The 18947-nt window shown below is 68.6% G+C and carries 17 protein-coding genes and 2 pseudogenes; 9 read left to right on the forward strand and 10 right to left on the reverse strand.

Annotation, left to right across the window (positions count from 1 at the left end):
- Positions 1-254: 254 nt before the first annotated feature.
- Entirely contained in the window at positions 255-833 is a 579-nt protein-coding gene (locus ACIBZJ_RS35115; RefSeq protein WP_395937525.1) for a DinB family protein, read from the reverse strand.
- A gap of 346 nt (positions 834-1179) precedes the next feature.
- Positions 1180-2313 (reverse strand): epoxide hydrolase family protein, encoded by a 1134-nt coding sequence (locus ACIBZJ_RS35120; RefSeq protein ID WP_395937478.1) that lies wholly within the window; start codon positions 2311-2313, stop codon positions 1180-1182.
- A gap of 80 nt (positions 2314-2393) precedes the next feature.
- Between ACIBZJ_RS35120 and ACIBZJ_RS35125 the strand changes: the two genes are divergently transcribed.
- A complete protein-coding gene (locus ACIBZJ_RS35125; RefSeq protein ID WP_395937479.1) occupies positions 2394-2981 on the forward strand; it encodes a TetR/AcrR family transcriptional regulator in 588 nt (195 codons plus the stop codon).
- A 349-nt stretch (positions 2982-3330) separates the two neighbouring features.
- On the opposite strand, the gene ACIBZJ_RS35130 is transcribed toward ACIBZJ_RS35125, so the two are convergent.
- Entirely contained in the window at positions 3331-4887 is a 1557-nt protein-coding gene (locus ACIBZJ_RS35130; protein ID WP_395937481.1) for a restriction endonuclease, read from the reverse strand.
- 579 nt (positions 4888-5466) lie between these two features.
- Between ACIBZJ_RS35130 and ACIBZJ_RS35135 the strand changes: the two genes are divergently transcribed.
- From ACIBZJ_RS35135 to ACIBZJ_RS35145, 3 genes are all read left to right on the forward strand, one after another.
- Positions 5467-5799: a Dabb family protein gene (locus ACIBZJ_RS35135; RefSeq protein WP_395937483.1), complete on the forward strand. Its 333-nt coding sequence runs from the start codon at positions 5467-5469 to the stop codon at positions 5797-5799.
- Positions 5800-5915: 116 nt separating this feature from the next.
- Positions 5916-6692, forward strand: coding sequence for an MBL fold metallo-hydrolase (locus ACIBZJ_RS35140; protein ID WP_395937485.1), 777 nt, complete (start codon positions 5916-5918; stop codon positions 6690-6692).
- Positions 6693-7141: 449 nt separating this feature from the next.
- Positions 7142-8737, forward strand: a complete 1596-nt coding sequence (locus ACIBZJ_RS35145; protein ID WP_395937487.1) for an alpha/beta hydrolase — start codon at positions 7142-7144, stop codon at positions 8735-8737.
- Between the two features lie 116 nt (positions 8738-8853).
- Here ACIBZJ_RS35145 and ACIBZJ_RS35150 read toward each other — a convergent pair whose 3' ends face one another.
- The 4 genes from ACIBZJ_RS35150 to ACIBZJ_RS35165 all read right to left on the reverse strand — a co-directional run bounded on the left by ACIBZJ_RS35150 (position 8854) and on the right by ACIBZJ_RS35165 (position 11952).
- The gene (locus tag ACIBZJ_RS35150; RefSeq protein ID WP_395937489.1) at positions 8854-9504 is read right to left on the reverse strand and encodes a response regulator; all 651 of its coding nucleotides are present in this window, start codon (positions 9502-9504) and stop codon (positions 8854-8856) included.
- Positions 9489-10727, reverse strand: a complete 1239-nt coding sequence (locus ACIBZJ_RS35155; RefSeq protein ID WP_395937491.1) for a sensor histidine kinase — start codon at positions 10725-10727, stop codon at positions 9489-9491. The genes ACIBZJ_RS35150 and ACIBZJ_RS35155 overlap by 16 nt, the downstream gene beginning before the upstream one ends.
- A gap of 39 nt (positions 10728-10766) precedes the next feature.
- Complete coding sequence (locus ACIBZJ_RS35160; protein WP_395937493.1) at positions 10767-11636, reverse strand: hypothetical protein; 870 nt, start codon at positions 11634-11636, stop codon at positions 10767-10769.
- Positions 11637-11820: 184 nt separating this feature from the next.
- A complete protein-coding gene (locus ACIBZJ_RS35165; protein WP_395933060.1) occupies positions 11821-11952 on the reverse strand; it encodes a hypothetical protein in 132 nt (43 codons plus the stop codon).
- Positions 11953-12881: 929 nt separating this feature from the next.
- Between ACIBZJ_RS35165 and ACIBZJ_RS35170 the strand changes: the two genes are divergently transcribed.
- Positions 12882-13106, forward strand: a complete 225-nt coding sequence (locus ACIBZJ_RS35170; RefSeq protein WP_395937495.1) for a hypothetical protein — start codon at positions 12882-12884, stop codon at positions 13104-13106.
- On the opposite strand, the gene ACIBZJ_RS35175 is transcribed toward ACIBZJ_RS35170, so the two are convergent.
- On the reverse strand, positions 13073-13675 hold the full coding sequence (locus ACIBZJ_RS35175; RefSeq protein WP_395937497.1) for a nucleoside deaminase: 603 nt from the start codon (positions 13673-13675) through the stop codon (positions 13073-13075). The genes ACIBZJ_RS35170 and ACIBZJ_RS35175 overlap by 34 nt on opposite strands.
- Before the next feature lie 101 nt (positions 13676-13776).
- Between ACIBZJ_RS35175 and ACIBZJ_RS35180 the strand changes: the two genes are divergently transcribed.
- The gene (locus ACIBZJ_RS35180; RefSeq protein ID WP_395937499.1) at positions 13777-14178 is read left to right on the forward strand and encodes a PIN domain-containing protein; all 402 of its coding nucleotides are present in this window, start codon (positions 13777-13779) and stop codon (positions 14176-14178) included.
- Between the two features lie 82 nt (positions 14179-14260).
- Here ACIBZJ_RS35180 and ACIBZJ_RS35185 read toward each other — a convergent pair.
- Positions 14261-14508 (reverse strand): annotated as a pseudogene (locus tag ACIBZJ_RS35185) (hypothetical protein); the annotation flags it as partial.
- Between ACIBZJ_RS35185 and ACIBZJ_RS35190 the strand changes: the two are divergent.
- The 3 genes from ACIBZJ_RS35190 (at position 14507) to ACIBZJ_RS35200 (ending at position 17805) form a co-directional block, all read left to right on the forward strand.
- Positions 14507-15364 carry a VWA domain-containing protein gene (locus tag ACIBZJ_RS35190; RefSeq protein WP_395937501.1) on the forward strand — a complete coding sequence of 286 codons (858 nt, stop codon included), beginning with the start codon at positions 14507-14509 and terminating at the stop codon, positions 15362-15364. The pseudogene ACIBZJ_RS35185 and the gene ACIBZJ_RS35190 overlap by 2 nt on opposite strands.
- Before the next feature lie 104 nt (positions 15365-15468).
- Positions 15469-16086, forward strand: coding sequence for a hypothetical protein (locus ACIBZJ_RS35195; RefSeq protein WP_395937503.1), 618 nt, complete (start codon positions 15469-15471; stop codon positions 16084-16086).
- 15 nt (positions 16087-16101) lie between these two features.
- A complete protein-coding gene (locus tag ACIBZJ_RS35200) occupies positions 16102-17805 on the forward strand; it encodes a hypothetical protein (RefSeq protein WP_395937505.1) in 1704 nt (567 codons plus the stop codon).
- 229 nt (positions 17806-18034) lie between these two features.
- Here the strand turns inward: ACIBZJ_RS35200 and ACIBZJ_RS35205 are convergent.
- Positions 18035-18790: pseudogene (locus ACIBZJ_RS35205) on the reverse strand (IS701 family transposase); the annotation flags it as partial.
- Positions 18791-18947 lie beyond the last annotated feature (157 nt).

Raw genomic sequence — 18947 nt, forward strand, 5'->3', positions numbered from 1 at the left:
GTGTCAGCCCGGTACACACCGACAAGCAAGCACGCCATCGCCGCGGCACCACAGACGAGTAGTACCGCCACCTCGCTATAACCGCCGATCGCCACCCCGAGGACGACAAACGACCGAGGCAGCGCAGACCACCGCGCACCAGGACATCGGAGGGTTGTGTTCGCGAGACGTGGTTTCTGGTTCAGTTTTCGTGTCGGATGCCGCTCATCGGCCGATCAGTAGCAGTCGCCGGTGAGTGAACGTGAGCATGTCGATCAGCCGGTCAGGGCCGCCGCTGCCTGCGCTGCCCGCTCGATCGTCGCGCGATGGGCTGCGCGGGCCGCCGTGTCGCTCTTTTCCTCGTACTCGGCCCTCAGCCCGGTCCGGCCGTCGAGCTGCTCGCGCAGGATGTCAGCGTGCCCGGCGTGCCGGGTGGTCTCCTGAAGGACGTGGATAGTGACGCCGAACAGCGTGACGTCGGGGCGCGGCCACCACGGAACGTGGCCGGCCGCGTCGAGGGGAAGTTCTCCGATCGTCGCGTCTGCGTGCGTGCAGGCACGCTGGTAGAAGCCGATGATCTGTTCGCGTGTCTCGTCCGGGGTCGCCCACAGGTCGCTGCCGTCAGCGTCCTGCCATCTGCCCAGCGGCTCGGGGGACGGGCGACCGAACACCTCACCGAAATACCAGGCCTCGCAGGTCGCCATATGCTTCACCAGGCCAAGGAGATTGGTTCCCGTCGCGGTCAGGGGACGCCGGACGTCGTACTCGGACAGAGCGTCGAGCTTCCAGACCAGCGCCTCACGGATCGTCGTGAGCCGGCCGTGCAGGAAGTCCTTCGCGTGGTCGTCGATCATGTCGACCAGCTTGCCGCGCGGCAACAACAGGGAGCTTTCGTGACGGGTGCCGCTCATCGGCCGGTCAGCAGGACTCGCTTGCGGAGGAGGTCGAATCCGGCTCGTCCATACATCTGTCGTTTGAGCTTCTTGATGCGGTTGACGTTGCCCTCCACCGTGACGAGGCGCGGATGGTCAGCAGCACGCGTGCTCGTGCGTCCCCGGCGTAGCCGCGATAAGGCCCGCCGGTGTGCTTCTGCGAGAGTTGCCCGATGTTCGTCTGGTCGGCGTCGACGGCCGGGGAAGGACCGTGCCGGTCAGGCCGTTGTAGGTCGAGGGATCGTCCGCATCGGGAGTGCGACGGTGGTCACCGCAGGCCCCGGAAGGTCGTGCGGAGGTCGTCGACCAAAAGGTGTGGCTGTTCCCACGCAGTGAAGTGGCCGCCTTCTGGCAGCTCTGCGAAGTGGACCAGGTTGGTGTAGCGGCGGGCGACCCAGCGTTCGGATTTGCGAACGTGCTCGCGGGGCGCCATGGCGACGCCGGTCGGGACGGTGATGGGGTGCTCGATGCCGGCCGGGGACGACCAGTGGGCCTGGACCATTTCCCAGTACATCCGCGCGGCCGAGGTGCCGCTGTTGGGCAGCCAGTACAGCATGATGTTGTCGAGTACCTCATCCAGCGGCGGGACCGTGCCGGCGGTGTCCTGGATCAGGGAGTAGATCCAGGCGGCCAGTCCGGTGGGGGAGTCGGCCAGGGAGTAGCCGATCGTCTGGGGCCGGGTGGATTGTTCGGCGGCGTAACCGGAGAGGTTGGCCCAGAAGTAGTCGGCGTCGGCGAGCATCTGTTTTTCGGCCGCGGTGGCTTCGGCGTGCTCTTCGGGCGTCGGCCGGAACATCGCGAAGTTCAGGTGGATGCCCCTGAGCCCAGAGGGGTTCCGCGCGGCGATCTCGTCGGTGACCCCGGCACCTAGGTCGCCGCCTTGAGCGAAGTACTCGGGGTAGCCGAGGCGGTCCATGAGTTCGATCCAGGCCTCGGCAGTGCGGGCGAGGTTCCAGCCGGGCCCGGCCGGGTGCTGGGTGAAGCCGAAGCCCGGCAGGGTCGGCAGCACGAGGTGGAACGCGTCGGCGGGGTCACCGCCGTGGGCGGCGGGGTCGGTCAAAGGGCCGATGACGTGGCGGAACTCCAGGACCGAGCCGGGCCAGCCGTGGGTCATCAGCAGGGGTACGGCGCCGGGCTCGGGCGAGCGGACGTGCAGGAAGGCGATTTCGAGGCCGTCGATGGTGGTGCGGTACTGGCCGAGTCCGTTGAGTAGGTGCTCGGTGGGTCGCCAGTCGTAGCCCTCACGCCACCGGGCGACCAGTTCCTGCAGCCGGGTCAGCTGGGGGCCTTGCTGGTTGCCCTCGACGGTCTCCCGGTCGGGCCACCGCACCCGGGCCAAGCGTTCGTGCAGGTCGACGAGGTCGGCTTCCGGGATGGAGAGCAGAAACGGCTCAACAAGCATGGTGTGCTCCGCGAGTGGTGGCTGATAAGTGAACGATACAGTATCGTTCACAATGTCAACGGCCAACGGGAGGGCAGGCGATGGTTCAACGTGAGGTTTCGCCGCGGCGCGGACAGGCGCGGACCGACGCGATCCTGGACGCGGCGCTGGAACTGGTCGAAGAGGTCGGCTACAGCCGTGCGTCGGTGGACGCGATCGCGATTCGGGCCCGGGCGTCGAAGATGACCGTCTACCGGCGCTGGCCCAATAAGGCCGAGCTCGTCGCCGAGGCGTTGCGGCGTCAGTCGGAGGGGTCGGTCCCACGGATCGCCGACACCGGCAGCCTGCGCTCAGACCTGATCGCGACCGTTGAAGCTATCGTGCTCGCGCTGCACGGCGGCTCACGCACGTCGCTACTGAGCCTCACCGAAGCCGTGCGGGAGGACCCCAACCTGCGTGACCTGATCCGCGCTCAAATAGAGGACCGCTGCGCCGTCGACGCCGCCGTGATCTGCGAGAACGCCGCCGCCCGGGGAGAACGGGTAGACCCAGGACTCGGGCCGTTGGCACTGCGGATCACCGTCGCGCACCTCTTCACCACGACGCTGCTTCACGGACAGCCACCGGCCGAACCCGAACGGACGATGCTGGTCGACGCCGTGCTGCTGCCGATGCTTCACGTTTCTTAGCGCCCGGTAAATACGGGTTTGACCGGGGAGTTCGGCCCGCCCGAACGGCCGCCGGAACCTGCGACCGGCTGCACCCGCGCCTGACCCGCCGCGGGGCCTGGGCCGGCTGCCCGGACCTGCCGATCCTCGAAGGCACCGCGATCCTCCTGGACGTCGACCACCTGCCCTCCTGCGCTATCCCGAAACCAGTCTGGCTCTGGGTCTCGACCACCGGCCTGACAGCTGGACCTGCCCGAAAATCCGTTCTCCGCGAGCCGCCGACCGTGACCACCGCCACCGGCCTCAACACCACACCACCAGGCACCAGCCAGCGGGTGTCGCCCACCGGGCGGAGCTCCGCTCGACGTGTTCAACGATGGTCGGCAGCGTCATGTCGCAGTTCGTGGCGGGCCAGCAGGTCGGTCAACTCGGTACCGTTGATCAGAGTCAGCGCCTTGCCTCGGGCGAACTCGTAGGAGCCTGGACCGAAGCCCGAGGTGGTGACGAGTATCCCTTTCGTCGCGCCACGGTGCTGGACCACGCCGTACAGGTCGCGCACGACGCTGGGCGAGACGGTCGCCCGGTAGCGTTTGACCTGGATGAGGATGAGACCGCCAGTGAGGGGGTCGGGGTCCCTTGCCTCCACGTCGACGCCGCCGTCCCCACTGCGTGCCGTCGTCGTCACCTCCAGGTTCCGTGCGCGGAACAGGTCGGCGACCAGTTCCTCGAACTGTCCGGGGTCCATGTCGTGCAGATTCCATTCGGCGCCGCCCGTACCGTCGATAGTGGCGGCCGCGATCCCCGCCCGACGGCCGGTCCTCACTTCCTCGAGTCGTTCCGCGCGGGCGGATACCTGCGCCCGGAGCCTGCGCAGGCACGCCTCAGCATCGACGTCGGCGAGACGGAGACCCGCCACGTCCTCACGGCTGATCATCGCGGTGATCAAGTACCGCTCGGTTTCCTGGCCGGTTGCCGGGTCCAGCGCCACTACGTAGCCGTTGAAGACGATCGAGGCCAGAAGCCCGTAGTGATCGGCACGGAACAACTCGCAGATCACGCGCAAGGAACTCTGGCAAATCACGGCCCGGTACAGTGCCGACCGCTGCCCACCTGGCATCGACATCCGTCTGAACTCGTCGTGGCTCTTGACGTAGCGCACCCGTGCAGCGTCGGGAACGATCTCGAAGCCGGGCAACGCCCAGCCGACGATCAATTGCCGAGCCTCCTGATCCCAGTCAACGGCCACCGCACGCGGAAACTGCGCGGGCCAGCCGGCCCCGACATACAGAACCGCGGTGAAGTACTCCGTGACCGCCTCCGGTTCCTCGGCTCGCAGCCGCGAGACCAGGTTGTCCACCCATGTGTTGCGGTCGGCCGCTCGCTGGTGCTGCGCCGACAGCCACGCCTGGTGCTGCCGGCGCGCTGCCTCCAACTGACGACGACGTTCCGCCTCCGCGGCCTGTCCGACCTTGATGTCGTGCTCGAGCTGACCACGAGCACGCGCGACCTGGTCCGCGTGTTCCTGCCGCGCCGCCGTGCTCATCGCCTTCAACCCAGACAGCGGCGCCACCTGGTACCGAGCAGGATCGGGCATCACCACCGGCCGATCGAGCGCACCCGGGTCGAACGGGATGGCCGGCGCCGTCACCCTGAATTGTTCGGGGCGCGGTGTCGGAATCCGCGCGCCGTCAGCAAAGACTCGTCCGAGCGACTCGATTCGCTGCTGTAGCTCGACGGTCTGCCGCGCGGCCTCGGCCTCGCGCGCGCTCTGATACGCCGCCAGCGCGGCCCGGTGACCACTCGCCGCTTCCCGCTGCGCGGTCCGGTACGCCCTCTGCTGATCGGCTTGAGCGGCCTCCCACGCGCGTCGCTGCGCCTGTTCGGCGCGCTGGCGTGCCCGCTGCGCTTCCACCACCAGGCTCAGCACCCCTGAACTCCGCCTCCGCGCCATCCATCACTCCGTCACATCACGTTGGTCCGATAGCAGAGACCGAAAGAGAACAGTTGCCGTAAGAACCGACCGCACGAACCTCAAACGAAATCCTGGACGGTGATCCGCCTCCGATGGCACGGGAGAGTCGTATATCCCGCGTGTCACGATCGGGGCCGTATTCAATATCGTCCGTTGGAGGCGTTTCTTCCATTTCCGCCATCGCAAGCTCTACTCGGTCGCTACGTCTACGGGCGTCCCGCCGCTCACTCTGTTCGGTGACCCCATCAGTCGGTTGACGTGGTCGTTCCCGTCGATCGGCCCTCACAGCTAGCGAGAATTGCAGTGGGTCAGGTGTGACCACAAGAGTCGTTCGGCCAGCACGACCGTCGCCGAAATGCTGATTCCGCGCCGGTGCGGACGGGTCCGCTCCTGGCGCAGAGTGCCTAGAGCGGCAGTCGCTGTGTGAGAACGGTCGGGGCCCGGTGCACGCCGAACCGCGACGCTCATTACTCTGAGCACAAGCCTGCCACGTCCAATCCGCGCGGATGTGCAGCGGTTGGCGAAAGGTCTGCGATGACTTCGGTGCAGGGAATCATCCACGTCGTTCTCGTCGAGTGGCACAGCGATGCGCTCGCCGTCTCGCGGCAGGCGAGCGAACTCGTCGATCGCCATCTCGTCCCGCTGCCTCTCGCGCAGGGCGTGGAGAGCGGCGGCAGTGTGAGTTCCGAAGGGCTGGAGAACGGGTTCGAATGGGCGCTCGTCATCCGTTTCGAGAACCGCGGCGCGCTCGAGGCGTACCTGCCCCATCCGGAGCATCTCGTCGTGGCTGAGTTCCTGCGGGCCAAAGCGAAGCGGCTGGTCGTCTTCGATCTCCCGATGAGCGCACGCGATTCGACCGTGGCCTGACACGTCGATTCAGTTGTCGCGCGTTGCGCGAGGGCTGGTCCGACTGGTGTCGCCTTCGGCGCACTTATCTGACTTAATCCGGTCGGAAAAGGCTCGAACCCTGACATGCTGTGACGATGCGGCGTGTGACTGTCCTCGGTGGCTGTGGTGCTTTCCCCGAACCGGGCCGGGCCTGCAGCGGTTTTCTGGTGGAATGGGACGGCTACCGCCTCGTTCTCGATCTGGGCTATGCCACTCTGCCGCGCCTGCTGACTCTCTGCCCGGACGGAGAGGTCGACGCGGTTGTCATCACCCACGAGCACCCCGATCACTGCATCGACCTTCACGGCTTGTTCCGTATGCACTTCTACGGCCGCACTCGCAGCCGCACGATTCCGCTCTACTGCCCGCCGGGAGTACTGGACCGCCTTGTCGGTCTGGAACCTGATGTCGACCTCCGTGCGGTGTTCACGCTTCATGAGCTGCCAGGTGAGTACCAGGTCGGACCGCTGAGCCTCACCGGCGTGGCGCTACCGCACTACGTTCCCGACGTCGGCGTACGCCTGCGTGCCGGCCGGACCGTCCTCGCGTACACCGGGGACACGGGTCCGGACCCTCTCCTGGCGGAACTCGGCCGCGATGCCGACCTCTACATCGTGGAAGCCACTGACCGGCCCGGCGGCGGCCCGGAGTCGAGTCGTAACCTCCTCACCGCAGAGGAAGCCGGGCGTTGGGCCACCCGTGCCGGCGCCAAGCGGCTCATGCTGAGCCATTTCTGGCCGGGCAACAATCGCCACCAGGCTCGGTCCGCAGCCCGCACGACGTATGCCGGCGACATAGTCACCGCCGAAGAGAACCTGACCATCGAATTCGGCCGGGCTGAGGACCCACGGCCGGCGCATCGGCTCGCGTGACAGAACCAGCCGTGCACGCCCGTGGCGTCGTCGGCCCCGTCCGGTGGCGGCCCATCATTCTCGAGACTCGGCTGCTTCCTGCGCCAGGCGTGCCGCCGAGTTCGCGTCGTGACCGTCGACGGCGAGGACACAGAGGACGGCTGGGTGGGCAAAGCAGTCGGCCCGGAGCGTGTGGGCTCCGGGCCGGTTGGGTGTCGGAGGGTGGGTCAACGGTTCTGCGGTCGCCCGGCGGTCATCACCGACGACATGGTGCACACCGTGCTGCGCCCCAGCCGGGTCCAAACGCTGGCGACACCAGACCGAGGTAGCGCCAGGACTACCCGAGCGGTAGCCCCTCCGATACCCGACAAACGGGATCCACCGCGATGGTTCCGGCGTACCGCCGTGCGTACCGTCGCTCGGGGTGCCGGACGACGTGTCCAGCCACGATGGACACATGAGGAGCGCGCATGCGTGGGCGAAGGTGGCTGCTGGCCACGGCGTTCGGCGCGACGCTGACGATAAGCGGGGTGCTGGCGGCCGGGCCGTCCATGGGCGCCGTGACCACGCCGGTCAGCGGCGGAGCGGACAGGTACGCGGCACCGACGATCGCGTGGAACGACTGCTCGACGGTCGCCGACCCCGCCGAGCGGGCCGGCTTGCAGGCGGCCGGTGCGCAGTGCGGACGGGTGGCGGTACCCCTGGACTACGCCCACCCGAACGGTCGGCACATCACCGTGGCTTTCTCGCGGATACCGGCCAGCGACCCGGCCCACCGCCGCGGCGTGCTGATGCTCAACCCGGGCGGCCCCGGCGACGCGGCGCTGGGCCTGCCCGCCGGCCTGAAGGAGGGGCTGCCCGACGTCGCCGCCCGCTACGACCTGATCGGCATGGACCCCCGGTTCGTCGGCGCTAGCACGCCGGTGACCTGCCGGTGGCCCACCGACTTCCCACTGCGCTCGGCCGGCCCGGACCGGCAGACCTTCCGGCAGAGCGTGTCCTTCGCCCGGGACCTGGCGGCCGGCTGCGCCAGCCGCGCGGACCTGCTGCCGTTCGCGTCGACCCGCAACACCGCCCGGGACATGGACCTGGTCCGGGCCGCGCTCGGTGAGCCACGGGTTTCCTACGTCGGCTGGTCGTACGGGTCGTACCTCGGTTCGGTCTACACCCAGATGTTCCCGCAGCGGGTCGACCGGTTCGTGTTCGACAGCTCGGTCGATCCGGACGCGTACGCCACCGGGCTGTGGCCGTCGGTCGGCCCGGCCACGGAGGCGGCACTGCGCAACTGGGGCGGCTGGGCCGCGGCCAGGGACGCGACCTACCACCTCGGCACGACCGTCGGCCAGGTGCTCGCGACCGTGGACGGCATCTACCGGGCCGCCGGACGCGCCCCGCTGCGGGTCGGTTCCTACCAGGTGGACAGCCACGTGCTGCCGGTACTGCTGTTCATCCCGATCCGGATCGACACCGACGACTCCTACGCGGCCATCGCCGGTGATGTGGTGGCGCTGAAGACGGCGGCGGCCGGCACCCCGGTCGACCCCACCGACGAGCTGGCGGCCAACCTCGCGCTCATCCAGCGCCCGACGAGCGACACCACCGCCGGTGCCAGCAACATGATCCTCTGCGCGGACCAGGTGGTCTCGCACGACCCGGAAACCTACTATCGCGATATCCAGGCGCACCGGTCCGGCGAGCCGCACTTCGGCGCGTTGACTCGCGACGTCACCCCGTGCACGTTCTGGCCTACCGCTCCCGTCGAGCCGCCGACCCGGATCAGCAACAACGTCCCGGTGCTGATGGTGGCCTCCACCGGCGACCCTCGCACGCCCTACCAAGGGCAGCTGAACCTGCACCGGGAGCTGACCGGATCCCGCCTGGTCACCCTGGCCGGCGCGTTCGAGCACGTCGTCTACGGACCGGAGGACAACGCCTGCATCACCGACACGGTCGGCGCCTACCTGCTCAACGGCACCCTGCCGGCGACCGACGTCACCTGCCACCGTGCCGGGTCCGCCTCGACGGTCCGACACGGCGCGCCGATGGGCGCGGCGCTGCGGCACTGACCCGGTGGCGGGCGGCAAGGACGTCCGCGATCAGGTCGTCGCCGAGTACCTGCGGCCGATCACCGCACAGCCGAGACAGTTCCCGCGCGAAAAGAAACGGTCAGCTACCGCGGCGGTCAGCTTCGCAGGTAAGTCAGGACGGCGAGTACCCGGCGGTGGCCGTCGGCCTCGGGGAGGTCGAGTTTGGTGAAGATGTTGCCGATGTGTTTGGCCACCGCGGCGTCGCTGATTCCGAGCGTGCGGGCGATGGACGGGTTGTTGTGGCCTTCGGCCATGTGCCCGAGCACCTCCCGTTCCCGTGTGGTCAACCGGTCGAGTGGGTTGGTCGTGCGTCGACGGTTCAGCAACTGCCGCACCACGTCGGGGTCGATGACGGTCTCGCCGGCCGCGACCCGCGACACCGCGTCGGAGAAGTCGGCGATCTCGCCGATGCGGTCCTTGAGTAGGTAGCCAACCCCGGCCCGACCGGACGGGCCGAGCAGTTCAGCGGCGTACGCGGTCGCCGCGTACTGCGACAGCACGAGGACCGCCGCGCCCGGATCGCTGGCGCGTAGGGTCACCGCGGCGCGCAGCCCTTCGTCGGTGAAACTAGGCGGCATGCGGACATCGGTGATGACCAGGTCAGGTCGGTGCGCTCGGGCGGCCGCCATCATCGCGTCACCGTCGCCGACCGCCGCCACCACGGTGTGGTTCAGTCCTTCGAGCAGGCTGACGACGCCGGCCCGCATGAGCGTGGCGTCTTCGGCGAGCACTATTCGTAGCGACACGGCAGGTCGATCCGCACGGTGGTGGGTCCTCCTTGTGGGCTGCTGATCTCCAGGGTGCCGGCCACGACGGCCACTCGGTCGGCCAGCCCCCGCATGCCCGTGCCCAGTGACGGGTCGGCACCGCCCCTGCCGTTATCGACGATTGTCAGCGCCAGCTGTTGCTCAGCGAGTCTGCCACTGATCTGGATGCGAGTGGCTGCAGCGTGTCGTACCGCGTTGGTCAGGGCCTCCGAGACGACGAAATAGGCGGTGGATTCGATCTCGCGCGGCAGCCGGCCGGGCAGGTCGATGTCGACCTCGACCGGAATCGGACACCGTTCGGCGAGTTCGCGTACCGCCTCGGTCAGCCCGAGATCGGTGAGGATCTGAGGATGGATGCCGCGGATCTGGTCGCGGAGGGTGGTGAGTGCCAGCCGGGCCTGCTCGTGGGCCTCGCCGACGAGTTCACCGGCGCGTCCGCCGGCGTCGGCCATGTGCCGCTCGGCCAGGCCCAGCTTCATCGTCAGGAGTACCAGGTGTTGCTGCGCGCCGTCGTGCAGGTCTCGCTCGATCCGACGGCGTTCGGCCTCGAACGCGTCGACCAACCGGCTGCGCGACCGGGCCAACTCGTCGACCTGACGGTTTACCTCGGTGCCGGTGGGCGCGAGGAGCCACTTGGCGAAGGCGGCCTGGGCACCGCCGAGCACGCTGATCCCGTACAGGGTGACGACCGTCGCGGGCAGTCCGACCAGACCGGAGACGGCGCACGCCTGCCCGACCGTCTCGACCGTCCAGGTGCTCACCGCGACGTGGACGTTCGCGCGTAGCCACACCAACAGCGGCAGCGCGCCCAGGAGGAGACAGATGAAAAGGACGAACACCGCGACGAAGTCGAGGAGCGCAAGTACCGACAGAAAGCATGCGCAATAGCCGAGTTCGCGCCAGGTGGCTGCCTCGGTCACCCGCCGCCGCACCCAGGCCCAGCCGCTCGGGGGCGCGGGTGCGTGCGGGTCGGGGACCGCCAGCGGCTCCATGAAGCCGAGCCGGTGGCGCTCCAGCGCCCCGATCGGTATACCGACGAGCAGCAGCAGCGGCGGGAACAGCAGCAGGGGCATGATGGCCAGCCAGGCGATCGAGATAACCGCCAGGCTACTGATCACATAGGCCAGGCTGCGCCATGGCCATCGCGACAGGACGAATCGGATGGGGTTGCCCGCCATCGCCCGCCACACGCTCGTCGCCACGGTCACGACCCTACGACGCAGCAGTGTCGGAGAAGCGGGTCAGCTCGCACCGATGATGCCGACCAGCGAGGTGGCGGGTTCCAGCGCGTTGAATACGCTGGCCACTGTCATGAATAGCGCCAGACCTGCGGTCAGAGCTGTGATGACACCGAGTGTGCTGTGCATGAATCTGACGCGGGTGGCGCGCGTGTCGCTGGTGATACGCCGCTTCCAGAAATGGGCGCTCGCCAGGCCGGCTGCCACCATCAGCGTGGCGTAAATCGCCGCCATGACCCAGTAGTATCGCTCGACCTCGCCGAGCAGCATCGTCAGCGCAGGGGAACCGGCGTGCGGGCTGGCGGCATTCGTCAGCCCTTCGCGCATCTCACTCACGACCTGGGCGAGTTTTCCGTCGGCGGTTCTACCGGGTAGCACCCCCAGCAACGGAATCAGAGGGAGGGCCGTCACCTGGATGTTCACCGACAGCACCCAGATGACGAAAACCGTCGACACCGTTGCGGCTGTGGCGACGGCGGCGTACCAGCGCCGGCCATGCAGATATTTCTGCCACAGCGCGGTGGTGAGCAGAGCCAAGACAATGGCCAACAATGCGCTGTTCACCACCTTGACCGCATGCCATTGGAACCAGTAGCCGACCAGCGACGTCAGGTGGGCGGGGAGCGTCCGGGATCCGCTTTGCCAATACTCGACGACAGCACGCCCGAGTGCGTCGTGCAGTTTCGCGTCACTGTAAGCCCCGAAGCTCGGCCTCAGGAGGACCCTGGGGGCGACCTCGAACGCTGCTACCAACGCTGCGCCGGCCACCAGCAGAAACCCGATCGCGGACCTCGAATGCAGTCGACCAGTTCTGCGGCCGGAATCTGGTGTTGATTCGGCGGCACCCGTAGTCGTGATCGGTCGAAATCGCATGAGACGACGGTAGAGAAGAGCCTTTCGGAGCACGATGGCACATGAGCTAGCACAACTGGGTGAGGCTGATCTACCCGTGAGGTAGAGCGGGCTCTACCTCAGAGCGGCGCAGGTCTGGGGTCGGCTGCGGACGCGGTGTGGCCCGGAGCGCGGTTTCGCGTTCCGGGCCGGGGTGCTGGGTGGTTCAGTTGCAGTAGTTGTAGTCCCAGCAGTCGTTGTAGTGCTTGCGGTGGTGGCGGCGACGGGGGCGGCAGTCGTAGTCGTACGAGTTGTCGTTGCAGTCGTACGAGTAGTCGTAGTCGTAGCAGCCGCTCATGTCGTCCAGCCTCCTGAGGTTGTTCGGCGGGGTGTGTCCCCGTCCTGGAACTACCTTCTCGCCGAACCGGGCTGGGCTCGATTGCGGTCATGACGCCGCGAACGTTCGGTTCACAACACTCGCTCTTTGTATGCCGTCTCTCGATCTGATCACTCCCAGGGCCCGTGAGCCTCGCAGTCGCGGCACCGGTCGGTCGCGACGAGCGTTCGGACGCTGCCCCCGGTGGCGGAAAGACGCTGCCCCGCTCCGAGCAACTCCCACGCGTTGGGCAAGGAAAGTTCCCCCCATCGCGAGTAGTCCAGATCGTCTCCCTTGTGGGGACAACCCGGGAAGTGAGCGTGCCCGGTCGGCGAGATCAGAAGGCGTGCTGCCCTCGCTGCGGCCGCATCGCGGCGCCGGCGGCGCTGGTCTTCGCGGCCGTGTTCGCAGAAGGCAGTATCCAGATCGCACAGCTCGCAGTAGGCCATTCGTCGCTGTCCTCCGTCGCGGCGCCAGGACCGACCATTCAAGCGGGCTGGTTCAACGTCCGCACCTGCCGCGCGATAGGACTTGCGATGCTGCACAGAGTGGGAGGGCGATACGCCGGCGCGGGTAGGTTTCGGCTAGGAGCCAGTTCCCGGCGCAGCTCGCCGCGGCCTTGGACGTAGAGGGTCTGGTAGATCGTCTCGACGGACACGTGCATCTCCGGGCGGTCGGGAAAGCCCCGCCGTCACCGTCGCATGATCTGCTCGGGGCTCCACCGCAGATCCAGCCCGGGCCCGCACCGCCTGCCGCAACGCCGGGTCGTGGTGATCTTGCGGGCCTTCGGCCGCGGCCGCCGCGCCTGGGCGCGGGCATGAGCGGCGTGCGGCCGGTACTGAGTTCTCCTCTCGGGCGCCGGGGCCGCCGGCGAAGTACTCGCCTTCTTCCGCCACCGAGCAGGCTCCGCGGTGACGGTCATCGAAGTGCCCAGCCTCGACGTCGTCGAGCGGATGGGCCTCCTCGAGCAGTTCCGGTCCTGCAGCGTGCCGATGAAAGAGGTCGCCAACTTCGATCCGGCCGAGGAAATCGTCTGGCGCGCCGACGGCAACTACGTCGGGAAGGTGGTCCGGGGCGACGTGGGGGAGTGGTCCGGGCGCACTCAGGACTCGGTCCGTTCGCGGCGGCCGTTGTAGACGGTGGTGTCGGTGCGCCGGCCATACGCGCGGAAGACCCCGATGGCCTCCTCACGCAGTACGTCGGTGCGCACGTCGATGCCGCGCTTGACGAATTGTTCTTTCCAGTCCTCGCGCATGGGGCCTTCGTCGAAGCCGGTGAGTTCTTCGATGATGTCGCCTTCGCCGGCGACGACGAGGCGGGTGACGCCCGACCACAGGGTCGCGCCGTAACACATGGCGCACGGGCGCCAGTTCACCGCGAGTTCGAGGCTTCTACCGCCCAGGTCCCACGTGCCGAGCTTGGCCTGGGCCAGGGAGATCGCGACAACTTCGGCGTGCAGCGACGACAGGTTCCGGGCGAGGACGAGGTTGACGCCGACGGACACGATCACGCCGGTCTCCGGGTCGGAGACGATGGCCGCGAACGGGCCGCCGGTGTTCTCGCGGTGGTTGCGGTCGGCGAGGCGATGCACCAGGCGCATGCGGTCCTCGACGTCGGGCAACGCCGCCGGGTCCGCGACGATCTCGTCGAGGACCCAGTCGGGCAGGTGCGCGCTGAAGCCGGTGGCGATCGAGGCGCGGTCCATGCGGTGCTCCTAGCTGGTGAAGAAGTGGCTCAGCCCGAGGTCAGGCGGGGATCGTCGCCTCCACCCACGCCCAGCTGGCCTTGGCCGATTCGAATGGTTCCATGGGTGGCCTTGTCGACTTCGACGATCACCCACCCGCCGAAGTCCTCCGGCAGGGCGGCGAGGATGCGGGGCAGATCCAGGTCGCCCAGGCCGGGCTCGCGGAAGAGGCCGCGGTCGGAGGCGACTTGGTAGGGCGTCGGCTCGGCGCGGCTCGCCGCCGCCACGTCCAGGTCCAGGTCTTTGAGGTGCAGGTCGATGTACTGCCCTTCGATGCCGCCGCAGCGGCAACCTATGCCGACATCGTCTTCGATCGAGATAGGGCCGATCAGCCGATCGACGGGTTCGACGCCCAGATCGCCGCCATCTGCCGAAGCCGACAAGCGACCTTGGCCACCCGCAACACCAAGGACTTCCACCAGACCGGAGTCGAGCTCGTCGACCCCTGGCTCACCAACCAGTAGTTGGTGCCGATGACTGCCCGTGAGGAGTTGCGCCGATGACCTGCCCCAACTGGTCTACGGCCCGGTGCAGGTAGGTCCACTACCCGGCGACCTCGAGATACGTCTCATCGGCAAACCACCTGTCGCCGGGTGCGTGCCGGGTGAACCTCGCAGCGTCGATCAGCAGCGGTGTGAACCGGGTGAACCCAGCGGTAGACGGTGCCGTGGTCCACGACGATGCAACGTTCGGCCAGCAGCTCTTTCCAGGTCGCGGTAGGACAGGCCGTAACGCGGACACGGGAACCGGCAAGCGAACGATGGAGCGCCATGACCACCTACCCTCGTGGCCATGGCTACCGATGTGAACACCGAAGGCTATCTAGCCGAGATCTCACGGGCCAACCCCACGTGCTTCCTCTTCCTGATCGACCAGTCGGCGTCCATGAACGCCATGATCGGCACCGGTGAGCTGGCCCGCACCAGAGCGGCGGCCGTCGCCGACGCGCTGAACCGGTTGCTGGCGGAGCTGACCATCAAGTGCGGCAAGGACGAGGGCGTCCGAGACTACTTCCACATCGGAGTCATCGGTTACGGCGCCGCGGTCGGCCCCGCGCTGGTCGGGCCGCTCGCGGGGCAGTCGCTGGCACCGATCAGCCACGTGGCCGCGGCACCGGCCCGGATCGAGGAACGACCCAAGAAGGTGTCGGACGGTGCTGGTGGCCTCGTCGATCAGATCGTCGCGTTCCCGGCCTGGGTGGATCCGGTCGCCGACGGCGGGACCCCGATGTGTGCCGCGCTGGAGTACGCGGCCCGGACGGTCGAGCAGTTCCTCGCCGAGCATCCGAGGTGCTTCCCGCCGGTCGTCCTCAACCTCACCGATGGTGACCCCACGGACGGTGACCCGACCGGGCCGGCGGCGAAACTGACCGGCCTGCGCAGCACCGACGGCACCGTGCTCCTGTTCAACCTGCACGTCGCGGACGAGCGGGCGCCGACGGTAAGTTTTCCGTCTTCGGCCGCCGGCCTCGACCAGTCGGGTTCGTTACTCTTCTCGATCTCCAGCGTGCTGCCGATGCCGATGCGCCGGCTCGCCTCCTCGCACGGGTTCGAGACCACGCCCGCCTCGCGTGGCTTCGTCTACAACGCGGACGCCGTCTCGCTGGTGCAGTTCCTCGACATCGGCACGCAAGCCAAGGATTTGCGCTGAGGGCCGCGATCCGGCACGCCTGGCTGCCGAAGGCCGGTAATGACGCCGCGGAGTACGAGGACGCGGCGTGGCCATCAGTTGCCTGGACCGGCGAGGTGCCACGGGTGCGCGCGGCGGTCGCGGACGGCGCGAGCGAGAGCCTGCTCGCGGGAGCGTGGGCCCGGCTGCTCGTCCGCACCGCCTGCCGGTACGGGCCGGCCGCGCTCGACGCCGCGCTACGGCACGCGGCCGAGGTCTGGTCGGATGACGTGCGCGAGCACTTCGCCGACGGCCCGGTGCCGTGGTGGCAGCAGGAGAAGCTCCGCCGGGGCGCGCAGGCCACGATGCTGGTGGTGGAGGCCGGGCCGGACGACCGGTGGGGCGCGGCCGCGGTCGGGGACAGTTGCGTGTTGCACTGCCGGAACGGCACGATCCTGGCGGGGTTTCCACTGTCGAGTGCGACGGACTTCGACGTGCGCCCGGATCTGGTCGTCTCCACCGCCGTGGACGCGGTCCGGCCGGTCTCGATCGCCGGCCGGTTCGATCGGGGCGACCAGTTGATCCTGGTCACCGACGCGCTGGCCGCGTGGGCGTTCCGCCTGCACGAGGAGGGCGGTAGCCCGGTGCCGGTGCTGCTGGACCTGACGGCCGACGCCGAGCGCCTGGATGACTGGGCCGCTGGGCAACAGGCCGCCGGACGGCTTCGCAACGACGACCTCACGCTGCTCGTCGTCGCTCTGTGAACTGCGGGGAAGAACGTGGAAGCACCGCCCAGCTACCCGAGCGGCTCCGCGTACGTCGAGGCGCTCCAGCACCGCGACCTCTGCTTCGCCGATCCGCTGCTGGCCGGCGCCACCGTCGAGCTGACCCCGCTGGGTTTACCCAGGCCGCGCTCGGGTGCGGCAGCCAGCGTCTTCTCCCTCACGACGTCGTCCGGTGACCGCGTCGCGGTGAAGTGCTTCACCCGCCACGCACCCGACCTGCAGACGCGATACGCGGCGATCGCCGCGCACCTCGGCGCGGGGCCGAAGGCGCCGTGGCAGGTCGCGTTCGACTACCGCGACCACGGCATCCTGGTCGGTGGATCCTGGTGGCCCCTCCTGGTGATGGAGTGGCCCGGGGACGTGTCCGGGCTGGCCGAGTACATCGAGGCGCGGCTGGGCGAGCCGGCCGAGTTGGGTCGGGTCGCCACCGGATTCGCCGAAGTCTGCGACGACCTCCGTCGGCGCCGTATCGCCCATGGCGACCTCCAGCACGGCAACGTACTGATCGGGACCGGCGGTTCGGTCCGCCTGATCGACTACGACGGCATGTGGGTGCCGGACCTGGCCGGCCTGCCCGGCGCCGAGCGTGGTCACCCCAATTTCCAGTCGCCTGTCCGCACCGTGGCCGACAGCGGTGCTCACCTGGACAACTTCTCGGCCTGGGTCGTCTACGTCTCGGTGCTCGCTACCGCGGTCGACGTCCGTCTCTGGCTCGACCTCGACGGCGGCGACGAGTGCTTGCTGTTCCGCCGCCGCGACTTCGAGAACCCGGAGCGCTCGCCGGCGCTCGCCGCGCTGGCCGCGTCGCCGGTCGACGTCGTCCGCGCGGCGGGAGCGCACCTCGCGGCGCTGTGCCGACTCGCCGAGCCGGAGCAAGTGCCGCCGCTGGACCCCACCGCGTTCCCGGTCCCCGACGACCTCCCGGACCGGCGTGAAATACCGGAGGGCCCCGCGCGGCCCTCCCAGCAAGGCGGAACCGCGACCCGGGCGCTGCCGGCACCCCCCATCCCGACGGGGAAGGTCCCGGTCGTCAGGGTCCCGCCGACGGGACCACCGGTGCGCCGTGGGAACGCCCCGGCCTACGGGCGCCCCCGGGCCCACCGGCCGCGGACCAGGCGTCAGGTCTGGACTACCCGGGTCATCGCCGCGCTGGCGGTACTCGCCGTCGTCCTCCCGATCGTCGTCACGATGACCGTCACCGCCGTCGACGTCCGGGCACAGATGACGCGGCTGCGAACCGAGTACGCGCGGATCATGGCGACGCTGCCGCCGTCACTGGCCGAGGTCGCACGGGCGCCCACCGCCCGGTGGCACTCGAGCGGGGTTCCGTCCTGGCTCTCCCGGCAGTACCTGAACCTGAACACCGACCAGGTTCCGATGGCCCTCGGCTTGCCGCAAGCCGGCGCCGCGGTCGACGCCCGGATGGCGGCGCTCGGTTACACCAAGGACTGGCGGTCGCAGAGCTGCACCGAGCCGCCGCTGGACAACTCCTGCGTGCGGTTCTGGGAGCGGATCACGCCGGCCGGCTACTACGCGGCGGACTGGTACTTCCGTGCAGCGGGGGGAACTGTTCCGCCGCAAGCCAGCATCTGGCTGACGTGGCACCCCGGTGAAACGCCGGACGACGTGCCCCCGGTCCCTGGCGTGGGGGAGGAGTCACCGGTACTCACCGCAACGCCCAGCCCGTTCGCTACCTGACCCCGGTCAGGCGCTCGCCGTGCCCGGACCGACCGCAGACGACCGGTGACCTCATGCGCTCTCGTTTCCTTCCGCACGACGGCGGTCCTGACGAGATACGGTGTCGACGTTGTCCGCGCCGGCCTGATGACACCGCGCGTGGGGTCTCAACTCTTCCCATATCGCGCGTGGCGGCCTCCGTTTTGAGGCGTATGCGCTGTCATCAAGGAGCTTCGATGCTCGATCGTCTCCCCGCCTTGACTCTCGCTGAGCGTGCTCTTGGCCGCCCCGACCCGGTGGAGTTGGGCGGGGTCCCCGTGTTACCCATGCCCGAGCACGTTGTGGAGGCAGTGCGTCGCGTCGCCGGGAAGGCCGCGTCGTGTTCTTCGAGCCAGATCCGCAGGTATTTGACCTGGCCGTAGGCCTCGTCCGCGGTGACCCACCCGAACGGCACCCGCGCGGCGAAAGCCCGTTCGAGCATCCGCATGGCCAGCCGCGGCTTGGTCACGAACCCCCGATCGTCCGGGATATCGGCCGCCCGGCAGCGGTCACGATCTGCGGCCCAGCTTTCGGGTAAGTAGAGCTCTCGGTCGACCAAAGCATGCCCATGAACGGTCGCGTAGGCCAGGAACACGCCGATCTGGCAGTTCTCGACCCGGCCGGCGGTCCCGGAGTACTGCCGGGCCACCCCGGCCGACCGGGTTCCCTTCTTCAAGAAACCGGTGTCGTCGACGATCAGCACCGCATCCGGGCTGCCCAACGTGTCCGCGACATAGCCCCGGACTGCGTCACGGACCGCGCCGACGTCCCAGTCCGCGGTCCGCAGCAGCCGCTGCATCCCGTCCGGTGACACGTCCCCGGCTCGTTCGGCCAGGGTCCATCCGTTCTTGCGTTCCAGCCCCAACACATACTCCCGGACCCGATCCCGCGGCTCCGAACGACCGAACGAACCACCGATCCGGTCGAGTAGCCGGTCCAGCTCCGCCACCGCCACATCCGCCACCATCCGAGCAGAATGGACCTGGCAGCGAATCACCGCAGCCCCACCAACTGCCGTTGCAGTACTAATACTACAGCAGCGCTTCGTTGTATTAGCCTGCTCGTGTGTCTGATGTGGTCAGTGAGGATTTGGCGGCGTGGGCTGCGGGGTTGGACGGGCTGGT

Source organism: Cryptosporangium sp. NPDC051539 (assembly GCF_044454545.1).
Lineage (GTDB): Bacteria > Actinomycetota > Actinomycetes > Mycobacteriales > Cryptosporangiaceae > Cryptosporangium.